At 66.1% G+C, this 17,080-nt stretch carries 25 protein-coding genes and 1 pseudogene; 16 read left to right on the top strand and 10 right to left on the bottom strand.

Features of this window, described 5'->3' with window-relative positions:
• Positions 1-8: 8 nt before the first annotated feature.
• From OG394_RS35370 to OG394_RS35380, 3 genes are all read right to left on the bottom strand, one after another.
• The gene (locus tag OG394_RS35370; protein WP_328991580.1) at positions 9-764 is read right to left on the bottom strand and encodes a polysaccharide deacetylase family protein; all 756 of its coding nucleotides are present in this window, start codon (positions 762-764) and stop codon (positions 9-11) included.
• Between the two features lie 143 nt (positions 765-907).
• The gene (locus OG394_RS35375; RefSeq protein ID WP_328991581.1) at positions 908-1,588 is read right to left on the bottom strand and encodes a polysaccharide deacetylase family protein; all 681 of its coding nucleotides are present in this window, start codon (positions 1,586-1,588) and stop codon (positions 908-910) included.
• 30 nt (positions 1,589-1,618) lie between these two features.
• Positions 1,619-2,467, bottom strand: coding sequence for a DUF817 domain-containing protein (locus tag OG394_RS35380; RefSeq protein ID WP_328991582.1), 849 nt, complete (start codon positions 2,465-2,467; stop codon positions 1,619-1,621).
• A 105-nt stretch (positions 2,468-2,572) separates the two neighbouring features.
• On the opposite strand from OG394_RS35380, the gene OG394_RS35385 reads away from it, so the two are divergent.
• From OG394_RS35385 to OG394_RS35410, 7 genes and pseudogenes are all read left to right on the top strand, one after another.
• Positions 2,573-2,809 carry a helix-turn-helix domain-containing protein gene (locus tag OG394_RS35385; RefSeq protein ID WP_328991583.1) on the top strand — a complete coding sequence of 79 codons (237 nt, stop codon included), beginning with the start codon at positions 2,573-2,575 and terminating at the stop codon, positions 2,807-2,809.
• Positions 2,704-3,360 (top strand): annotated as a pseudogene (locus OG394_RS35390) (RNA-guided endonuclease InsQ/TnpB family protein); the annotation flags it as partial. The gene OG394_RS35385 and the pseudogene OG394_RS35390, both read left to right, overlap by 106 nt.
• Positions 3,354-3,629, top strand: coding sequence for a zinc ribbon domain-containing protein (locus tag OG394_RS35395; protein ID WP_328996900.1), 276 nt, complete (start codon positions 3,354-3,356; stop codon positions 3,627-3,629). The pseudogene OG394_RS35390 and the gene OG394_RS35395, both read left to right, overlap by 7 nt.
• A 111-nt stretch (positions 3,630-3,740) precedes the next feature.
• Positions 3,741-4,253 (top strand): GNAT family N-acetyltransferase, encoded by a 513-nt coding sequence (locus tag OG394_RS35400; RefSeq protein WP_328991585.1) that lies wholly within the window; start codon positions 3,741-3,743, stop codon positions 4,251-4,253.
• Positions 4,254-4,287: 34 nt separating this feature from the next.
• Complete coding sequence (gene ychF / locus OG394_RS35405) at positions 4,288-5,364, top strand: redox-regulated ATPase YchF (RefSeq protein ID WP_328991586.1); 1,077 nt, start codon at positions 4,288-4,290, stop codon at positions 5,362-5,364.
• Between the two features lie 70 nt (positions 5,365-5,434).
• Complete coding sequence (locus OG394_RS40170; RefSeq protein ID WP_442914250.1) at positions 5,435-5,815, top strand: CPCC family cysteine-rich protein; 381 nt, start codon at positions 5,435-5,437, stop codon at positions 5,813-5,815.
• A gap of 210 nt (positions 5,816-6,025) precedes the next feature.
• Complete coding sequence (locus OG394_RS35410; RefSeq protein WP_328991588.1) at positions 6,026-6,565, top strand: GNAT family N-acetyltransferase; 540 nt, start codon at positions 6,026-6,028, stop codon at positions 6,563-6,565.
• A 124-nt stretch (positions 6,566-6,689) separates the two neighbouring features.
• Here the strand turns inward: OG394_RS35410 and OG394_RS35415 are convergent, their stop codons facing one another.
• Together OG394_RS35415 and OG394_RS35420 are read right to left on the bottom strand one after the other, a co-directional pair.
• Positions 6,690-7,082: a type II toxin-antitoxin system VapC family toxin gene (locus tag OG394_RS35415; RefSeq protein ID WP_328991589.1), complete on the bottom strand. Its 393-nt coding sequence runs from the start codon at positions 7,080-7,082 to the stop codon at positions 6,690-6,692.
• Positions 7,079-7,315 carry a hypothetical protein gene (locus tag OG394_RS35420; RefSeq protein ID WP_328991590.1) on the bottom strand — a complete coding sequence of 79 codons (237 nt, stop codon included), beginning with the start codon at positions 7,313-7,315 and terminating at the stop codon, positions 7,079-7,081. Before OG394_RS35420 ends, OG394_RS35415 begins: the two co-directional genes overlap by 4 nt.
• A 95-nt stretch (positions 7,316-7,410) precedes the next feature.
• Between OG394_RS35420 and OG394_RS35425 the strand changes: the two genes are divergently transcribed.
• Positions 7,411-8,025, top strand: coding sequence for a VOC family protein (locus OG394_RS35425; protein ID WP_328991591.1), 615 nt, complete (start codon positions 7,411-7,413; stop codon positions 8,023-8,025).
• A 92-nt stretch (positions 8,026-8,117) separates the two neighbouring features.
• On the opposite strand, the gene OG394_RS35430 is transcribed toward OG394_RS35425, so the two are convergent.
• The gene (locus OG394_RS35430; protein ID WP_328991592.1) at positions 8,118-8,525 is read right to left on the bottom strand and encodes an ester cyclase; all 408 of its coding nucleotides are present in this window, start codon (positions 8,523-8,525) and stop codon (positions 8,118-8,120) included.
• A 64-nt stretch (positions 8,526-8,589) separates the two neighbouring features.
• Here OG394_RS35430 and OG394_RS35435 point away from each other — a divergent pair, with 64 nt between their 5' ends.
• Positions 8,590-9,243 (top strand): TetR/AcrR family transcriptional regulator, encoded by a 654-nt coding sequence (locus tag OG394_RS35435; protein WP_328991594.1) that lies wholly within the window; start codon positions 8,590-8,592, stop codon positions 9,241-9,243.
• Positions 9,244-9,256: 13 nt separating this feature from the next.
• Here OG394_RS35435 and OG394_RS35440 read toward each other — a convergent pair whose 3' ends face one another.
• Positions 9,257-9,973 (bottom strand): sulfite exporter TauE/SafE family protein, encoded by a 717-nt coding sequence (locus OG394_RS35440; protein ID WP_328991595.1) that lies wholly within the window; start codon positions 9,971-9,973, stop codon positions 9,257-9,259.
• Between the two features lie 209 nt (positions 9,974-10,182).
• Between OG394_RS35440 and OG394_RS35445 the strand changes: the two genes are divergently transcribed.
• Together OG394_RS35445 and OG394_RS35450 are read left to right on the top strand one after the other, a co-directional pair.
• Positions 10,183-10,725 (top strand): dihydrofolate reductase family protein, encoded by a 543-nt coding sequence (locus OG394_RS35445; protein WP_328991596.1) that lies wholly within the window; start codon positions 10,183-10,185, stop codon positions 10,723-10,725.
• Positions 10,726-10,740: 15 nt separating this feature from the next.
• Positions 10,741-11,142: a hypothetical protein gene (locus OG394_RS35450; protein WP_328991597.1), complete on the top strand. Its 402-nt coding sequence runs from the start codon at positions 10,741-10,743 to the stop codon at positions 11,140-11,142.
• Between the two features lie 34 nt (positions 11,143-11,176).
• Here the strand turns inward: OG394_RS35450 and OG394_RS35455 are convergent, their stop codons facing one another.
• The 3 genes from OG394_RS35455 to OG394_RS35465 form a co-directional block, all read right to left on the bottom strand.
• Positions 11,177-12,457, bottom strand: coding sequence for a type II toxin-antitoxin system HipA family toxin (locus OG394_RS35455; RefSeq protein WP_328991598.1), 1,281 nt, complete (start codon positions 12,455-12,457; stop codon positions 11,177-11,179).
• Positions 12,454-12,753, bottom strand: coding sequence for a helix-turn-helix domain-containing protein (locus OG394_RS35460; protein WP_328991599.1), 300 nt, complete (start codon positions 12,751-12,753; stop codon positions 12,454-12,456). The genes OG394_RS35455 and OG394_RS35460 overlap by 4 nt, the downstream gene beginning before the upstream one ends.
• A gap of 124 nt (positions 12,754-12,877) precedes the next feature.
• Complete coding sequence (locus tag OG394_RS35465) at positions 12,878-13,525, bottom strand: LysE family translocator (protein ID WP_328991600.1); 648 nt, start codon at positions 13,523-13,525, stop codon at positions 12,878-12,880.
• A 79-nt stretch (positions 13,526-13,604) separates the two neighbouring features.
• Here OG394_RS35465 and OG394_RS35470 point away from each other — a divergent pair, with 79 nt between their 5' ends.
• The 5 genes from OG394_RS35470 (at position 13,605) to OG394_RS35490 (ending at position 17,080) form a co-directional block, all read left to right on the top strand.
• Positions 13,605-14,102 carry a hypothetical protein gene (locus OG394_RS35470; protein WP_328991601.1) on the top strand — a complete coding sequence of 166 codons (498 nt, stop codon included), beginning with the start codon at positions 13,605-13,607 and terminating at the stop codon, positions 14,100-14,102.
• A gap of 93 nt (positions 14,103-14,195) precedes the next feature.
• A complete protein-coding gene (locus OG394_RS35475; RefSeq protein WP_328991602.1) occupies positions 14,196-14,378 on the top strand; it encodes a DUF5302 domain-containing protein in 183 nt (60 codons plus the stop codon).
• Positions 14,379-14,466: 88 nt separating this feature from the next.
• Entirely contained in the window at positions 14,467-15,189 is a 723-nt protein-coding gene (locus OG394_RS35480) for a GntR family transcriptional regulator (RefSeq protein ID WP_328991603.1), read from the top strand.
• Between the two features lie 137 nt (positions 15,190-15,326).
• Positions 15,327-16,421, top strand: coding sequence for a TIGR03364 family FAD-dependent oxidoreductase (locus OG394_RS35485; protein WP_328991604.1), 1,095 nt, complete (start codon positions 15,327-15,329; stop codon positions 16,419-16,421).
• Complete coding sequence (locus OG394_RS35490) at positions 16,418-17,080, top strand: phosphonatase-like hydrolase (protein WP_328991606.1); 663 nt, start codon at positions 16,418-16,420, stop codon at positions 17,078-17,080. Before OG394_RS35485 ends, OG394_RS35490 begins: the two co-directional genes overlap by 4 nt.

The raw sequence follows: 17,080 nt of genomic DNA on the forward strand, positions 1-17,080 counted from the left end.
TTGGTCGGTCAGCAGTTCATGGCGAGGAAGCCGTAGCCCTTGGCCTTGAGCTTCTGCAGCATCGTGTCCAAGGCGGCGACGGTCTCGCTCCGGTTGCCGCCACCGTCGTGCATCAGGATGACCGCGCCCGGGTGGACGTTGTTCATCACGTTCTGCACGATGGCCGACTTGCCTGGCTTGGCCCAGTCGCGGGGGTCGATGTCCCAGAGGATCTGCTTCATACCCGCGGCCCGGATGTCGGCGCGCACCTTCGAATTCGTCGCGCCGTACGGCGGGCGGAAGCAGCGGGACTTCGGTCCGTCGAAGATCTCGTGGTGCCGTTTCTGCGCCCCGACCGCGGTCAGTTGAGCGTGCGAGATCGAGTGGTTGCCGATCGCGTGGCCCGCCGCGCGGATCTGCTCCTGCAGACCCGGGTGCTGCGCGACCATGCTGCCGAGCTGGAAGAAGGTTGCCTTGGCGTCGTATTTCGCCAACGTGGCAAGGACTTCCGGCGTCCAGGTCGGGTCCGGTCCGTCGTCGAAGGTGAGATACACGACCTTGCCGGCACCGGCAATGGTGCCCGCGGCACCGATCGGCGTACTCGGGGTGTTCGATGGTGTCGGTTCCGTCGGCGGCGGCGTTCCGACCGGGGTCGTGGCCGAGGCGGAGGTGGTGCGGGGCGATTTCGCACTCGACTGATGCACCAGGGCGAACGCGCCGATCGCGCCGACGACAAGTATGGCGGCGACAGCCGTGGTGATGAGTGTGACCAACTTGCGGGGCATGATGCTCCCTTGCGGATCGGGCGGTTTGTCCTCGGTAGATTGACGCGGCGCAACCGGATTGGGTTGGCGGCGGAGCATTGCGGGCACGTTGCAGATCTGCCTCGGCCTTGCGTACAAGGCTTTGGCGGCTCAGCGAAGAGGTGTCAGCAGCTCAGCGAACGGAAGACGTAGCCGCGGGCCTTCAGCGTGCGGATGACCTTGTCGAGCGCGATGACGGTCTGGGCGCGGTTACCGCCGGCGTCGTGCATGAGGACGACGGCGCCGGGCCGCACGTTCGCCAGCACGCGCTGGGCGATCTTGGTGGCACCCGGCCGGGCCCAGTCCTGCGGGTCGACCGACCACAGCACCTGACGCATCCCGGCGGCCTTGATCTCGGCACGGACTCGCGCGTTCGTCGCGCCGTACGGCGGGCGGAAGCACTTCGAGCGGACGCCACCGCGGATCTCCTGGCGCAACCGCGTGCGGGAGAGCCTGGTGAGGTTCGGATGCGAGACGGAGTGGTTGCCGATGGTGTGACCGGCGGCCCGCTCCTTGCGCAACAACGTGGGCTGCGCCTTCGCGTTGCGCCCGAGCACGAAGAACGTGCCCTTCACCTTGTGCTTGGCGAGCACGCCGAGGATCTTCGGCGTCCAGGTCTTGTCCGGCCCGTCGTCGAAGGTCAGATAAACCACCTTTGGCGCGGACGCGGACGCCGGTGCTGCAACGGGTGGCGGAGCTGCGGTCGCCTTGGTCTTCGACGCCGAATCGGCGGCCGCGGTAAGTCCCCCGAAGGCAACGGCGGCCGTGGCGGTCAGTGCGATCAGACCGACTAGTGCTTTCCTCATACTGCTCTCCCCCAAGAGTTTGCGTTCTACTCAGTGGTGGACGCCGTCCGGGCGGACTTTGTTGGTGGGCAGCGATGACGAATCGATCACGGTGGCAGCCGGAGTCGTGACCGACGCCGCCGTACCACGATGGTAGAGCTTTCCCTCCAGGGCCTTGACGCTCGCGACGAGCACGAAACTCATGCTCACCAGCAGGGCCCACGCGCCGAACTTCGCCGGGTGCACGAGCCGCCAGACGTTGACCTGGTCCGGGTAGTTCCAGGCGTCCAGGAAGGTGCCCGCGTTCTCCGCGATCCAGAGGAAGAACCCGATCAGCACGAACGACAGCGCCAGCGGCATCCGGTAGCGCTTCGGCCCGACCGTGTAGAAGACCCAGGCCTTACGCAGTACGACGAGCAGCAGTACGGCGATGGGGATGCGTAGATCCACGATCCAGTGGTGGGTGAAGAAGTTCGCGTAGATCGCCACCGCGAGCAGCGTCGTCGCTATCGGCCGGTAACCGCTGACGCGCAGGTCGAACCGCCGCCAGGCCTGACAGATATAGCTGCCGACAGCGGCGTACATGAAGCCGGCGAACAACGGCACGCCCGCCACCTTCGTGTACGCATCCCCCGGGTACGTCCACGAGCCGACTTTCACCTTGTACAACTCGAGGCCCAGACCGACCAGGTGGAACCCGAAGATGACGGCGACCTCGCGCCACGTCTCCAGCCCGATCGCCCAGAAACCGAGGGTCAGCGCGATACAGAAGACCAGCAGCGCGTCGTACCGGGGGATGGGCAACGGCGCCACCTGGGACAGTGCGAGCGCCGCGAACAACAGGATCGGGAACAGGCACGCGACCGCCTCGTTCCACCCGAACCGCAGCAGCTGCCTCATCGAAAGCACCCTAATCGGCAGGACAGATCATCGGCGTACCGGCGTGGAAATCCCGTCCTTCTGGGCGGGGAGGAAACGCCGGTCCCTCCCTTCAGGAAAGTGTCGGTGGCAGCCGCCACCATTGGTGGGGTGTCCCGGTACCGGCTTGTCCCAACCCCCGCGCAGGAGACCGCGCTGCTGGGACACTGCGGCCACGCCCGGTACGTGTGGAACCTCGGACTCGAACAACGGCTGATGTGGCGACCCGGACGGCCACCCACGCCAGGCCGACGTGGCGCAGGGCCGGCCAGCATGAGGGGTTCCGGATCGTCGGGCCACAAGCCCAACGGGTCGAGCGGCTGAACCGCAAGTGGGGCCGGGTGCTGGTGCCGAAAGCCGGCTGGATCAAATTCCGCTGGTCGCGCAAGATACCCGACGCCAAGTCGTACCGGATCACCCGCGACTCGGCGGCGCGGTGGCACATCGCCTTCGCCGCCATCCCCGACCCGATCCCGGCGCCCGGGACCGGTGAGGTGGTCGGGATTGACCGGGGTGTTGCCGTATCGGCGGCACTGTCCACGGGCGTGCTGCTCGCGTGTCCCGGGCTGCGTGCCAACGAACAGGCCCGGCTGAAGCGCCTCCAACGCCAACTCGCGCGGTGCCGACCAGGGTCGAACCGGCGCACCCGGATCAAGACAGCCATCGCCCGACTGAAGGCCCGGGAGACGGCTCGGCGCAAGGACTGGATCGAAAAGATCAGCACCTACATCGCTGAACGGTTCGATGTGATCCGGGTCGAGGCCCTCCGCATTCGGAACATGACCCGCTCGGCGCGCGGCACAAGCGAACTACCCGGCCGCAACGTGCGGCAGAAGGCCGGGTTGAACCGGGGCATCCTCGCTCAGGGCTGGGGACTGCTCGTCACTCGGTTGGAGCAGAAAGCACCCGGCAGGGTCGAGAAGGTCAACCCGGCTACACGAGTCAGACGTGCGCAGAATGCGGGCATTGCGCGTCGGAGAACCGCGAGAACCAAGCGGTGTTCCGATGCCACGCCTGCGGCCACACCGCAAACGCCGACGTCAACGCAGCACGCAACATCGCGGCCGGACGGGCCGTGACCGCACGCCGAGGCACGAGGTCTGTGCCGCTGAAGCGTGAACCACATCTCGCTACCTCCGCGTAGTGGGCTGGAATCCCCGTCGTTCACGGCGGGGAGGACGTCAACACAGGTTGGCCGAATCGCTTGCCCCGGGGTGATTCGGGCGGATAGACATCGTGCAGGGAGGAACGTGTGATGGTGGCGAAGGTGATGTACGAGACAGAGCGGCTGGTCGTTCGTGACTGGCTGGAATCCGACGGTGACCGGGTGTTCGACATCTACCGGCGCTGGGAGGTGTCACGCTGGCTCGGCGCCGAACCGCGCGTGATGACCGACCGCGAAAGCGCCTCCCGCTCGATCGAACGCTGGAACCAGCGCAACACCGATCCGACGTACGGCGTCTGGGCCGTCGAGGAACAGGCGAGTGGTGTGGTCGCCGGGACCGTACTGCTGGTGCCGTTGCCGGGGGAGTCGGGCGAGATCGAGGTCGGCTGGCACTTCCACCCGGACGCCTGGGGCCGCGGCCTGGCCACCGAGGCAGCATTCGGGGCGATCGTGCACGGCCGCAAGGCGGGTCTGGCCGATATCTACGCGGTGGTCCGGCCGGACAACACCGCCTCGATCGCGGTCTGCGGCCGGCTCGGGATGAAACCGCTCGGACTGACCAATCGCTGGTACGACGCGGAGCTGGAGCACTTCGTCATTTAGGGTCTGGCGGGGTGGCCGCGTAGGCTTGTCGCCCGTGGCACTCACCATCGGAATCGTCGGGCTCCCCAATGCGGGCAAGTCCACGCTCTTCAACGCGCTGACCAAGAACAACGTGCTCGCGGCGAACTACCCGTTCGCGACGATCGAGCCCAACGTCGGCGTGGTCGGTGTGCCCGATGCCCGGCTCGGGAAGCTGGCCGAGTTGTTCGGCTCCCAGAAGCAGCTGCCGGCGACGGTCCAGTTCGTCGACATCGCCGGCATCGTCCGCGGCGCCTCGGAGGGTGAGGGCCTCGGCAACAAGTTCCTCAGCCACATCCGCGAGTCCGACGCGATCTGCCAGGTCACCCGGGTCTTTGTGGACGACGACGTCACGCACGTCGACGGCAAGGTCTCGCCCGCCGACGACATCTCCACGATCCAGACCGAGCTGATCCTGGCCGACCTGCAGACCGTCGAGAAGGCGATCCCGCGGCTGGAGAAGGAGGCGCGGCTGAAGAAGGAGAACGCCGTCATCCTCGAAGCCACCCGCGAGGCGCAGAAGCACCTCGAGGCCGGTACGCCGATCATCGCCACCTCGGTCGACCGGGACGCGATCCGCGAGCTGATGCTGATGACGGCCAAGCCGTACATCTTCGTCTTCAACTGCGACGCCGACGAGCTGGCCGACGACGACCTCAAGAACCGGATGCGCGAGCTGGTCGCACCGGCCGAGGCGATCTTCCTGGACGCCAAGTTCGAGGCGGAGCTGGTCGAGCTCGGCGACGAGGACGAGGCCCGCGAGATGCTCGCCGAGATGGGTGTCACCGAGCCCGGCCTGGACGTACTGGCCCGCGTCGGTTTCGAGACCCTCGGCCTGCAGACCTACCTCACGGCCGGCCCGAAGGAATCCCGCGCCTGGACGATCAAGAAGGGCGCCACCGCCCCCGAGGCCGCCGGCGTCATCCACACCGACTTCCAGCGCGGCTTCATCAAGGCCGAGATCGTCTCCTTCGACGACCTGGTCGAAGCCGGCTCCATGAACGCCGCCAAATCCGCCGGCAAGGTCCGCATGGAAGGCAAGGACTACATCATGACCGACGGCGACGTAGTCGAATTCCGCTTCAATGTGTAGCCGATTCCCATCGAACCTCTAGGCCTCTCTGTATGCGCTGAGTGGTGGAGGGGTGGGCAGCGCTGGGACCATGTCAGGCGTGGACGACATCTACCCCTGCCCCTGTTGTGGATACCTCGTGTTCTTAGAGCCCACCGGGTCGCACGAGATCTGCTCGATCTGCCACTGGGAAGACGACGCAGTACAACTTCGCTGGCCTGACTGGGCCGGCGGCGCCAATCGCCCGTCCCTCCGAGAATCTCAGCGAAACTTCGTGCGGTTCGGAGCGAAGGAGGAGCGCTGCGTTAGCCACATGCGTAGTCCTGAGGTTGGCGTTCGTGTCGACGAGGGTTGGCGTCCGATCGACATGGAACGGGATCACTTCGAATCGCGAGGTGTTCAGGAGCGCCCATGGCCGGACGACCGCACGGTCCTCTATTGGTGGCGATCAACGTTCTGGAGACACAAATAACCGCCTGAGGCGAGGCCGCGCGGACGCGCCGGTCGGGCCGACCACACGCCGACACGACGGTCGCGAGGCGTTCATACGTTGTTCCAGCGCGCAACCTGGTCGAGTTCCGCTTCAACGTCTGACGGCGGCCGCCCTGCTTATCTCGTCGCTGGACCGTGGGGCTCGGAGGCGGGAGGATGAGCCGGGGAGACGAGGCGCTAGGAGAGGCGGATGCTCAACGGGGACAAGATCGTTTTGCGTCCGGTCCGAGAGCGCGACCTCACGGCCTTCATCGACGCTCATGTGGAAGTTGCCAACCGGGGAGAGTTCTTCCCGCTAGGGGTCCTGCCTGAGCCGGTTCTTCGGCGGCGGTACGCCGAGAATGGTTTCTGGGAGCGCGACGAGGGCACCCTCCTGATCTGGAGCCGGGACGACGCCATGGTCGGGCACATCGAGTTCTTCCGGCCGATCAACTACTGGGACGCCTACGAGCTCTCTTACCAGTTGTACGACCAAACGCACGCCGGCCACGGCTACACGACCGAAGCGGTCTGCCTGCTAGTGGACTACCTGTTCGGCGCGAAGAAGGTCAACCGCATTCAGCTGGTGATCGTGCCTGAGAACACCGCGAGCCTGCGAGTCGCCGATAAGTGTGGATTCCAACTCGAGGGCACAGCGCGCGGCGCGTTCTTCAATGGCGGCCGCAGCGTCGACGTACACATCTACTCACTGCTCCGCGACGACCCCCGCCCTTGGCACAGCCCCGCCTGACACGCCGATCCAGGGGGCTCGACCATTCTCCTCGTGATCACCCGCCAGTCGTTGCTTGGCTCCTCGAGTTCAGCTTCAACGTCTGACGGCTGGCCCTGCCAAGTTGCTGTGGCGGAGAGATGTCTCAGGCAGGCATGTCGACGGTCAGTCCGGCTGCCTGGGCGGCATCGGCTAGTCGTTTGTCGTAGGTGACGAATGAGGTGAGCTGCGAGCGGATGCGGAGAGCCGTTGCCAGGTGAATGGCGTCCAGGCTCCGCACGGTCGCTGGTTTCACGGTCTGGGCCAGAATGCGAATGCCGGCATCCAGTTCCACCAACTCGATCAGGTCGAGGACTGGGTGAAGTCGGGCAATGGCTTCTGGGGCGTGACGTGCCAGCGCCCGCGATGACTCGATCTCCGCCAGAACCGAACTCGTCCACCCGGTCTCCGCGCGTTCGTCGAGCCAGTCGCGCAATGCCTGCGTCTCGGCCTCGGCGTGGACGAGTTTCACCACGGCGGCCGATTCGAGATAGATCATCGGCCGTCGTCCTCGCGGTTGCGGGCGATCTCAGCGGCGATGTCGATGCCATCCGGTTCGCCGAGCGGCATCCGCAGAACAGCGCGACGCATCGCCGCGGCCCGCTCCTTGCGCAGTGCGGCTTCAAGTACGGCTTGGCGGATGGCCGCCGAGCGGGAGCTGCCGTCCTGGGTCAGAACATCCAGGGCGTGCTCGGTCTCCGCATCGCTGCGGATCGTGATGGTGTCAGCCATGCAGCCAACGTAAGACGTTGTGTCTTACGCGACAAGTCCTGCGGCAGGCACGATGGAGGCATTGGGCCACCATCCACGTCGGAGGCGGACTGTCGGTGTTGATCGACCACCTCATTTACGCGCAACCTGACCTCGACGCTGCAGTCGCCGAGATCGAGGACAGCTTCGGCGTGCGGGCTGCCGGGGGTGGCCAGCATCCAGGCAGAGGTACCCACAACAAGGTGCTCGGGCTGGGGCCGCGCACTTACCTCGAAATCATCGCGCCCGATCCACGGCAACCCGAGCCCTCGGGGCCACGTCCGTATGGCGTTGAGGGCATCACTCGTGGGCAGCTGGTGGGCTGGGCAGTCGCCTGTGACGACATCGAGGGTGCGGTGGAACGCGCCCGCTCCATGGGATTCGACCCCGGAGAGGTCGTGGACGGCCAGAGAGTCAGCGCCACGGGGACGTTGTTGCGCTGGCGGGTGACCCGCAATGCGAATACCGCCGGCCTGGTTCCGTTCCTGATCAACTGGGGCGACACCCCTCACCCTGCGGTCGATGCAACTCCCGGCCTCGTCCTGTCCTCCGTGCACGTGGAGCATCCTGAACCACGATCGCTCGCCACAGCCCTGGCCGCCGTGGGCGCGGATGTCGAGGTGCGCCAGGCACCGGAACCCGCGCTGGTTGCCCGCATCAATGGACCGCACGGCGAGCAGGAACTGCGGTAACTGGCCGGCATGTCGCCTGTCGACCACCCAGTGTCCGCAGCCACCTGCTCGACCAGTCGGATCCCGGGCGACGTTGAGGGCTTTGGAGGTGGTTAGGTGGTGAGTTGGCGCATTAGGGAGGCGTCGTCGCGGACGGCCCAGTGTTCTACGCCTTTGCCGTCGTCGAGGCGGATCATGTGCATCTGGTTGTACGAGAACGGACGTCCCGTGGCCGGCAGGCCGAAGAAGGTGCCGGTGTGGCGGCCGCTGTGGGTGCATCGCAGGGCGACCATGTCGCCATCGGCGACCACGTCGTGGATCTCCCACCTCTGGTCGCTGAACGCCTCGTTGAGAAGCCGCATGAACATCGTGATCCCGCCGAGACCAGGAGGCGTGCCGGGAGGAGCCTCGTGGTTGACGAACTGGTCGCTGACCACCTCGCGCAAGGCGGCCTCGTCGTTCGCCGGAAAGATCTCCTCCAGCACTTTGCGAGCGATCGCCTCGTTGTCGGTTCCAGTCATGGTCTCCACTCCTTCCGGCGTGTTATCCCGCTCTCACATATTGATGGTAGTAGCATTCTACTTAATGTCTGAGAGCGCAAGACCCCGACGCAAGTACGACGGAGCGAGGCGACGCCAGCAAGCGCAGGAGACGCGAGCGCGGATCGTCGCGGCAGCGACGCGGGTGTTCCTCGAGCACGGCTACACCGGCGCGACCATCCCGCTGATCGCGACCGAGGCCGGAGTCGCGCTGCAGACCGTCTACCGCGCGGCTCCGAGCAAGGCCGACCTACTCCAAGCAGCCGTCCTCGCGGCCGTCGCCGGTGGCTCGGGTCGGTCGGAGGTGCCTGTGGAGGACCGGCCTGCCGTCCGTGCGGTCATCGACGAGCCGGACCCACGTCGCCAACTCGCGCTCTACGCTCGTACGCAGCCCGGCATCTGGTCTCGCGTGGGGGCGCTGATGCGGGTGCTCGACGCGGCGGCTTCCTCCGAGCCCGCGCTCGCGCAGTTCAGGGACGCCCAAGACGAGCAGCGACTCGCCGGTCTAAGCCGGTTCGCCGGCCTGCTGGAGGAGCGCGGCGTCCTGAAGGAGGGACTAACGCCGCACCATGCGGCCGACATCATCTGGACGGTCTGCTCGCGCGGGACCTACGACAGCCTTGTCCTGGCTCGCGGATGGTCGCACGAGGAGTACGAACGGTGGGTGCGGGAGACGCTCCAGGCGGCGCTGCTCCCGTGACAAGTTCAGGTGGTTAGATGCCGGCGGCAAGGCGGGCGGTGTAGCCGACCATGACGGCCCAGAAGAGGCCGGTGTAGCCGCGTTCGCCGATGAGTCGGTTGAGTCGTCGGCCGAGCATCGTGGCGGCGAACATCAGTGGGACGCAGACAAGCGCGAGCAGGTATCCGTCCGAGGAGATGAGCGAGGCCTCGGTCCAGATCGCTGTTTTCGTGGCGTCGCCGACCAGTGAGATCAGCGCGAGCGCGCCGACGAGGTGGAGACGGTCGAGCTCGAGGTTCCGTACCGCGAGTCCTTTGAGTGGTCCCGAAGTGCCGCTGAAACCCGAGGTGCCGCCGGCTCCGAGCGCAAGTACGGGCGCACCGACTCGACGCAATCGGCTGAGGTCGAACCGTTCGGCGAGGAATGCGGCCACGAAGCTGACGATGACGGCGATAGCGACAACCTTTTCGGAGGCGGCGACGAAGAAGATCGCGCCAATCGCCGTACCAATCGCCACCAAGACGATGACCAGTGCAGCCTTCTTGAACGGCAGCGTCTTACGGTAGGCCCAGACCTTGAAGATGTTGTTCCCAGCCAGGATGAGAGCGGCCAGCGCCGTACCGGTCTTCGCGCCAAGCAACAACGCCAGCGCTGGTACCAGGATGAGACTGCCGCCATACCCCGCAGACGCCGACACCAGGCACGCCACGGCAACGGCGATGAGCACAAGCGGCACAACAGCTGGATCCATGGACTTCCCCCCACTACTTGTGAAGCAGGGCCCGGCTCGGAACACTGCGACATCGCCCCTGCCCCCAAACCAGCCCGGACCTGCCACTGTGCCACCGCCAGTAAGAACCGGCCACACGAAGGCGTGGCCGGACGTTGTGGGCACAGAGTTGTTCGGGAGGTGCGAGCACGCGCCCTGGACTGCGGGGAAGGCATGTCTACAGTCGTCGAATGGATGCATTGAGGGGCGCTATCAGCCTGCGGCTGGCGATGAGTCTGGACGGCTATATCGCTGACGATAAGGGTGGCTACGACTGGATCGAGCCGGTGCCGAGCCCGAGCTTGGACACAGCTCACCAGTTGCCTTTCGACGAGTTCCTCGATGATGTCGATGTCGTCGTCATGGGTCGACGCTGCTACGACCAGGGGCAGCACCGCGACTACGGTCCACTCGGCAAACGGGTCATCGTTGCTACGTCGAGGCCACCGCTAAGCGTGGATGGTGAGGAGTACGTCGAGTTCAGCCGAGACGTGGTCGGTGTGGTGCGAGCCGCGCGGGACCAGGGGCAGCACTGCTTCCTGTTCGGAGGCGGCCTTCTCGTCAGGTCCTTCCTCGAGGCGGACGCTGTTGACCGGCTCACCGTCGGAGTCGTGCCCATCTTGCTGGGCGGCGGCCGACGGTTGTTCGACGGCCGGCACCCCCGGCTGGGCCTCCGGCTCGTCGACTACGCCGTCCTGGATGGCAAGGCCCGCCTCGTCTACGAACGCCGCTGAAGCTAGATTCCGTGCGTGAGTGATCTAGGCATGGCAGTGGCTTGCCGGCGGTGTGGGCGAGAGGTCGCCAATCAGGCGGATTTCGAGATGTTCGAGCGGATGCACTACGTGTGTTTCCACTACGAGTTCGAGCATCAGGCTGACGCCGATGTCACTTGTGGTCTGGGCGGCTGCCCGTCGGCCGCGGCCGAGACGCATCGGGACCAATTGGTGGCGGTGATTCGAGAACTCGCCGTCGACTGGCAGGTCGGTACGCCCGCCAACTGGGGAAACACCGACCTCGGTGACTATCTGAGCGCGGTTGCCGAGCATCTTGAGCGAGGTGTTGGCGAGTTCGGTCTAGGCGACGGACGACCATGGAGCAGTTGGCAGCAGATGGCCGACGCCCTTCGACGCGCCGCAGCCGTACAGTTCTGAACTGGAATCCGAAAGAGTCGACGCTGACGGGGTGCTACTTCGGGTTCGTGAGGTACTTCTCGCACTTCTTGACCCGGGCTAACACCAGGTCAGTCATGCGCCCCGGAAGTGAGCTCTCGAGACTCTGTACCGCTGGATCTGCGGCGGCGGTCGCAAATGCGTCGGGCGTGGCGGCGAGGACGCCGGCCGCGCGAGATCGGACTTCGTCTTCAGGCAGATCCAGATCGGCTGCGAGGCGCTGCCAGGGGCTGCTGCCTGGATTGCTCCTGTAGTCGCTCCCGAATTTCATCGCGAGGCGCATCTTCTGCTGTGGAATGCCGTACGGCAGCGCGGATGCGACGTCATAGAAGGGCGCGAGCCTGACCTGTCTGTCCAGTAGCAGCAGTGAATAGTTCTTGGCGTGTGCGTCGGTGCCGGCGATCGCCCAGTTCCAGACGAGTGCATCCAGGAAGGCGCAAATGGCATCGTGCGATGCGGCGCGAGACATCGCCAGGCGGAACAAGCCGGCGACATCGGACGGCCCAGGACCACCTTCATTCTGGTACTTCCGCGCTGGGTGGATCCCGAGCGCCTGGCACAGGTCCTCCTGGTGCAGGCGACGCTGGTGTCCATCCCGCAGAGCACGGTCATAGCGGGCGACCACGATCGCGGTCTGGTCCTCGAACCGTTCGATGCTGGTGTGTACAGCCCGCAGTCCGGCGGCACGCATCGCCGACAGGCATAGGTGTTCATTCAAGTCGTGGTTGTCGAAGCCCTCGATGGCCGGCTTCAGAATGTGCGAGGTGGCCGCGCTCCCGTGCGGTTCACCCCACCGATCGCCGTCGCGCAGAAGCGCGGTCTTCGCCTGAGCTCCGGCCAGACTGAAGCGCCCGCTGTGGTTTGCCCCTAGCCATGCGGTGCTGTCCTCTTTGAGGTCGCGCAGGCGCTGCGCCACCATGGCCTCGGTTAGCCACTCGACCCCGGCCGGATCGGAGGTTGTCTTGATGGCTGCTGCGCGATCTGGTGAAAGGAGCCGAACGGCGCCTGGGCAGTCTTCGCCCAGGGGGGTGGATAGCAGTGAGAACGGCGATCCGGGGGAGACGTGGAAATCTCGTGACCATCGACTCAACACGGCATCGTTGTCCGGGAGAAGTCCCCACAGCCACGGTGTGATCTGAGCGTCGGCGTGCTGGCGGATCTGAGTCGGCATGGACACCGACACCGGTGTTGCCGAGTAGGCCGAGTCATATTCGAAGGCCAGTTTTCCGCCAGCCAGCCGAGTCACTGTCCCGGCGATGTCATCGCCCATCAGCAGGATGAGTTCCTTCGTGCTCATGGCTGTCCCCGGTCGTACTCCTCGATCAGAGCATCCAGGTCGACGACTGGCCCTGTGTCAGGTTTGGGACTCGGCGCCGATCCCGTGTCGGGAGATGCCAGGTCCAGGACGAGGCCGAGGGCTTCGAGGACAGACAGGACGCGCCCCACCTCAACCGTGGGTTTGCCTGCTTCGAAGTCGGCGAGCCACTGTCGGGAAACGCCTGCCCTTTTGCCGACGGAGGTCTGCGACAGTTTGAGCCTCTGGCGGCGGCCACGCGCTGTCGCACCTAGATCATGCGTGGTGTGGATCTGCATCTGCGTCCGCCCTCCATGTCGCCGTACGGCAACATTTGTCACATGTAAGCGTACGCGTACAAATGACGATTGTCACCGTACGTTTACATATGGCGGATGTAACCGTACGGCGACATTCGGAGGGCTAGGGGAGGGCGGTGGCGCGGGTGCGGTCGGTGGCTAGTTTTAGGGCGAAGGTGGTTAGGGCGGTGGCGGTTAGGTAGCGGTGGATGCGGGACCAGGTGGGGCGGGCGGCTAGGAAGGTGGCGAGGGAGCCGGCGGTGAGGACGAAGACGGCGTTCATGGTGATGCCGACGGCGATCTGGGCCAGGCCGAGGAGGAAGCTCTGCAGGCCGACGTGTCCGCGGGGCGGGTCGACGAACTGGGGGAGTAGCGAGACGTAGAGGATCGCGATCTTCGGGTTGAGCAGGCAGGTCAACAGGCCCATTCCGAACAGCTTGCGCGGGCCGTCTGGCGCCATCGGCAGTGGGGTGAAGAGGGTCGAGCCCGGGCGGAGGGCGGTCCAGGCGAGCCAGAGCAGGTACGCCGCCCCCGCGAGCTTCAGGGCGAGGTAGATCTGGGGGACCAGCGCGAAGACTGTGGCGATTCCGGCGGCCGCTGCCAGCAGGTAGATGAGGAAGCCGACGCTGACGCCCATGAGCGAGATGAGGCCGGCGCGGCGGCCCTGGGAGATCGAGCGGCTGACCAGGTAGATCATGTTCGGCCCAGGGGTGACCACCATGCCGAAGGCGATGATGGCGATCGCCGCAAGGGCACTGAAGCTGACCAGCACGTTTGCTCCTCAAGTCGGTGTCGTCGACGCTAGGCGGTCTACGGCTGGGCAGTCGGCATTTATCTAGGAGTGAGACAGCATGGTCGAGCGAGTGGTGGTGATCGGCAACAGTGGCGCCGGGAAGACTCGGTTCAGCCGACTACTGGCGCAGAGGTTCGACCTGCCGGTTGTGCATCTGGATACGCACTTCTGGCGCCCAGGATGGGTGCAGCCGGGTAGAGACGAGTGGCGGGCTCAGGTCGCGGAACTCGTCAAGAGTGACCGATGGATCCTGGACGGGAACTACACCAGCAGTCTGGATCTCAGGCTCCCACGGGCCGATCTGGTCGTGTGGTTGGACCTAGACCGCGTCACGTGCGAGTACCAGGCTGTACGACGTTGGTGGACCAATAGAGGCAAGGAGCGGGTCGACCGCGCCGAAGGTTGTCATGAGGCCATTGACTGGGAGTTCCTGACGTATGTGTGGCGCTTCCGGCGAGACGTGGTGCCGCGGATTGAGGTGGCTCTTGGCGACTTCCGGCCGGTGGTGCGGCTTAGGAGCCGCAGGGAGGTTCGGCAGTACCTGGCTAGGCTGTGAGTACCCCGGGGATATTGGCTGGCGCTAGGCCGGTCACACTTGGTTAAGTAGACCCGAGTTTTCGTACGCCGAGCGGTTTGTGAAGGAGACGGTATGAGCGACAAGCCCAGCAAGCCGGCAGCGGAAGACGATCTGCAGAAGAAGTTCCGCGAGGCCCTCGCCAAGAAGAACGCGCACCACGAGTCGCGACCCGGCAACGGGCCCCGGCACGAGGGTGTCGGCGAGGCGCACAACGACAAGCAGACCCGTCAGTTCCGGCGCAAGTCCGGCGGCTGATCCGCCACCTCGCCCACGAGCCCCGGGCCGCCCGCACCACGGCGGCCTCGGGGCTCGCTTATTGTCGGCGGGTGACTATTGTCGGCGAGTGACCGAAAAGCCCGGGCCCGCCGCCGTACCGCTGCACTTCGTGGTCAAGACGCGGCTGATCGAACTGCTGGACCGCCTCGGCGAGGGTGCCGCGCTGCCGCCCGAGCGGTCGCTGGCCAAGGACTTCGGCGTATCCCGCTGGACCATGCGCCAGGCCATCCGCGAACTCACCGCCGACGGCCGCCTGCGCGCGCGGCAGGGGCAGGGCACGTTCGTCGCGACGCCGAAGCTGATCCAGCCGCTCGCGCTGGTGAGTTATACCGAGGCGCTGCGGGCGCAGGGGCATGAGCCGAGCCGCGAGGTGGTCGGTTTCGACCAGATCCCCGCGGACGCCGTACTCGCGAGCCAACTCGGTATCGCCGAGGGTGACGCCATCCACCGGCTCGAGCGCGTTCTGCTCGCCGATGGCCAGCCGATCGGGTTGGAGACGACGTACCTGGCGGTGGCGCGATTCCCCACGCTCAAGCAGGTGCTGCGGCCGACGGGATCGCTGTACCGGTGCCTGACGGATGACCTGGGCGTGCGGTTCGGGGAGGGGGAGGAGGTCGTGGAGACGGTCATCGCGACACCCCGCGAGGCCGAGTTGCTCAAGGCCACTCAGTCGCTGCCGATGCTGTTGCTCAACCGGATCAGCCGCGATACCGACGGCCAGACGATCGAGGCGGTCCGCTCCCTCTTCCGCGGCGACCGCGTCGGCTTCAGGGCCACGCTCCGACCCTGAAGGCAGCCGCGCTTCGACCGTTAGCAGCCACGCTCCGACCGCAAAGTTCGGCCGCCATTCACCCGTACGTCACGCGCCGACCCGCAGAATGACATTGGTCCGGACCAATCTGAGGTCCAGAGCGATGGGAGATGCGGATGCGGGTGGTTGTGGTCGGCGGCGGCGTGCTCGGCACGTGGCATGCCTGGGAGGCGGTACGGCGCGGCCATCAGGTGGTCCAGCTGGAACGCGAACAAGAAGGCCGAGGCGCCAGCGTGCGCAACTTCGGCCTCGTCTGGGTCAGCGGCCGTTCATCCGGCCCTGAGCTGGACGCCGCGCTGAGAGCACGCCAACGATGGGGCCAACTCGACGTCCCTGGTATCGGCTTCCGCCCGGACGGCTCGCTCACGGTCTGCCGTACCGACGAGGAGCTCGCCGTCGCCAAAGAGGCGGCCAACCACGCAGACGCCACGAAGCGCGGTTTCGAGCTCCTCGACGCCGAGCAGACGCGACAGAAAAACCCTGCCCTGCAAGGCGATCTCCTCGGTTCGCTATGGTGCGAGCGCGACGCGATCGTCGAACCGCGCAAGGTCCTGCCAGCGCTCCGAGCCCAACTAGACCAGGCCAACTACCGCTTCCTCAGCGGCCGTGAAGTACGAGAAGTTGCCGAGGGCAAGGTTCGCGACGACCACGGTGATACGCACGAGGCCGACGCCGTCTTCGTCTGCACCGGCGCCTGGCACAGCGGCTTGATCCGCGAGCTCGTGCCGAACCTGCCCGCCCGCCGCGTTCGCCTGCAGATGATGCAGACGGCCCCACTCGACTTACGCCTCACAACGGCCGTCGCGGACGCCGACAGCTTCCGCTACTACCCGGCCTACCAGGGCTGGCAGTGGCAAACCCCGCAGGCCGCAACAGCGCGGGACCACGCGATGCAGCTGCTGATGGTCCAGCGCGAGGATGGCGGTCTGACCATCGGGGACACCCACGAGTACGTCGAGCCGTTCGGATTCGACGTGCAGACCGAGCCGTACGACTACCTCCGGCAGGTCGTCGAGCAACTACTGGGCCGTCCGATGCCTCCAGTGGTACGACGCTGGGCCGGCGTCTACTCGCAGGCCGCCAACCCCGACGACCTGGTCGTACGACGTGAGGTGCTGCCCGGCGTGCGAGTGGTGACCGGTCCTGGTGGTCGGGGGATGACGTTGTCGCCCGCCATCGCGGAGACGAGTATCGAGGAGGCGGGCCTGTGAGGATCCAGCTGGCGGTACTCGACATGGCGGGTACAACCGTCGCGGATGACGGCCTGGTCGAGAAGGCCTTCACGTCGGCGATTGTTGCCCAAGGCATGGACGCAGAACCAATGCTCGATCACGTTCGCAAGACCATGGGCGAGTCGAAGATCACCGTCTTCCGGCATTTGCTGCCCAGCGAAACCCAAGCCCAGCAAGCGAATCAGGCCTTCGAGGTGGCGTACGCGCGGCTTGTCGACGAGGGGCATTGCCGGCCGATCGACGGCGCCGAGAAGGCGATTCGCCGGCTGAAGGACGAAGGCGTCAAGGTGTGCCTCACCACTGGGTTCGCCGAGATCACCCAGCGCCGGATCCTCGACGCGCTGGGGTGGGGCGACCTCGCGAATCTCACCCTCTGCCCGGCGCAGGCGGGGCGCGGCCGACCGTACCCGGATCTGGTTCTGACCGCGTTGTTGCGGCTCGGCGCCGATGACGTCCGGGCCGTGGCCGTCGCGGGTGACACCGCGTCCGATATCGCCGCGGGGACGAGTGCCGGTGCGGCCATCGTGGCCGGCGTCCTGACCGGTGCCCATAGCAACGATCAACTCGTCGCCGCCGGAGCGACGCACGTTCTCTCCTCGGTCCGGGATCTGCCGGACCTGGTCCTCAACCAGGAGTAA

This window comes from Kribbella sp. NBC_01245, from assembly GCF_036226525.1.
GTDB lineage: Bacteria > Actinomycetota > Actinomycetes > Propionibacteriales > Kribbellaceae > Kribbella.

Bases quoted from the DNA above. Each gene is read 5' to 3' on its own strand.
- OG394_RS35370 (WP_328991580.1), bottom strand. From the start codon at position 764: ATGCCCCGCAAGTTGGTCACACTCATCACCACGGCTGTCGCCGCCATA.
- OG394_RS35375 (WP_328991581.1), bottom strand. From the start codon at position 1,588: ATGAGGAAAGCACTAGTCGGTCTGATCGCACTGACCGCCACGGCCGCC.
- OG394_RS35380 (WP_328991582.1), bottom strand. From the start codon at position 2,467: ATGAGGCAGCTGCTGCGGTTCGGGTGGAACGAGGCGGTCGCGTGCCTG.
- OG394_RS35400 (WP_328991585.1), top strand. From the start codon at position 3,741: ATGGTGGCGAAGGTGATGTACGAGACAGAGCGGCTGGTCGTTCGTGAC.
- OG394_RS40170 (WP_442914250.1), top strand. From the start codon at position 5,435: ATGTCAGGCGTGGACGACATCTACCCCTGCCCCTGTTGTGGATACCTC.
- OG394_RS35410 (WP_328991588.1), top strand. From the start codon at position 6,026: ATGCTCAACGGGGACAAGATCGTTTTGCGTCCGGTCCGAGAGCGCGAC.
- OG394_RS35415 (WP_328991589.1), bottom strand. From the start codon at position 7,082: ATGATCTATCTCGAATCGGCCGCCGTGGTGAAACTCGTCCACGCCGAG.
- OG394_RS35420 (WP_328991590.1), bottom strand. From the start codon at position 7,315: ATGGCTGACACCATCACGATCCGCAGCGATGCGGAGACCGAGCACGCC.
- OG394_RS35430 (WP_328991592.1), bottom strand. From the start codon at position 8,525: ATGACTGGAACCGACAACGAGGCGATCGCTCGCAAAGTGCTGGAGGAG.
- OG394_RS35435 (WP_328991594.1), top strand. From the start codon at position 8,590: ATGTCTGAGAGCGCAAGACCCCGACGCAAGTACGACGGAGCGAGGCGA.
- OG394_RS35440 (WP_328991595.1), bottom strand. From the start codon at position 9,973: ATGGATCCAGCTGTTGTGCCGCTTGTGCTCATCGCCGTTGCCGTGGCG.
- OG394_RS35445 (WP_328991596.1), top strand. From the start codon at position 10,183: ATGGATGCATTGAGGGGCGCTATCAGCCTGCGGCTGGCGATGAGTCTG.
- OG394_RS35455 (WP_328991598.1), bottom strand. From the start codon at position 12,457: ATGAGCACGAAGGAACTCATCCTGCTGATGGGCGATGACATCGCCGGG.
- OG394_RS35460 (WP_328991599.1), bottom strand. From the start codon at position 12,753: ATGCAGATCCACACCACGCATGATCTAGGTGCGACAGCGCGTGGCCGC.
- OG394_RS35470 (WP_328991601.1), top strand. From the start codon at position 13,605: ATGGTCGAGCGAGTGGTGGTGATCGGCAACAGTGGCGCCGGGAAGACT.
- OG394_RS35475 (WP_328991602.1), top strand. From the start codon at position 14,196: ATGAGCGACAAGCCCAGCAAGCCGGCAGCGGAAGACGATCTGCAGAAG.
- OG394_RS35485 (WP_328991604.1), top strand. From the start codon at position 15,327: ATGCGGGTGGTTGTGGTCGGCGGCGGCGTGCTCGGCACGTGGCATGCC.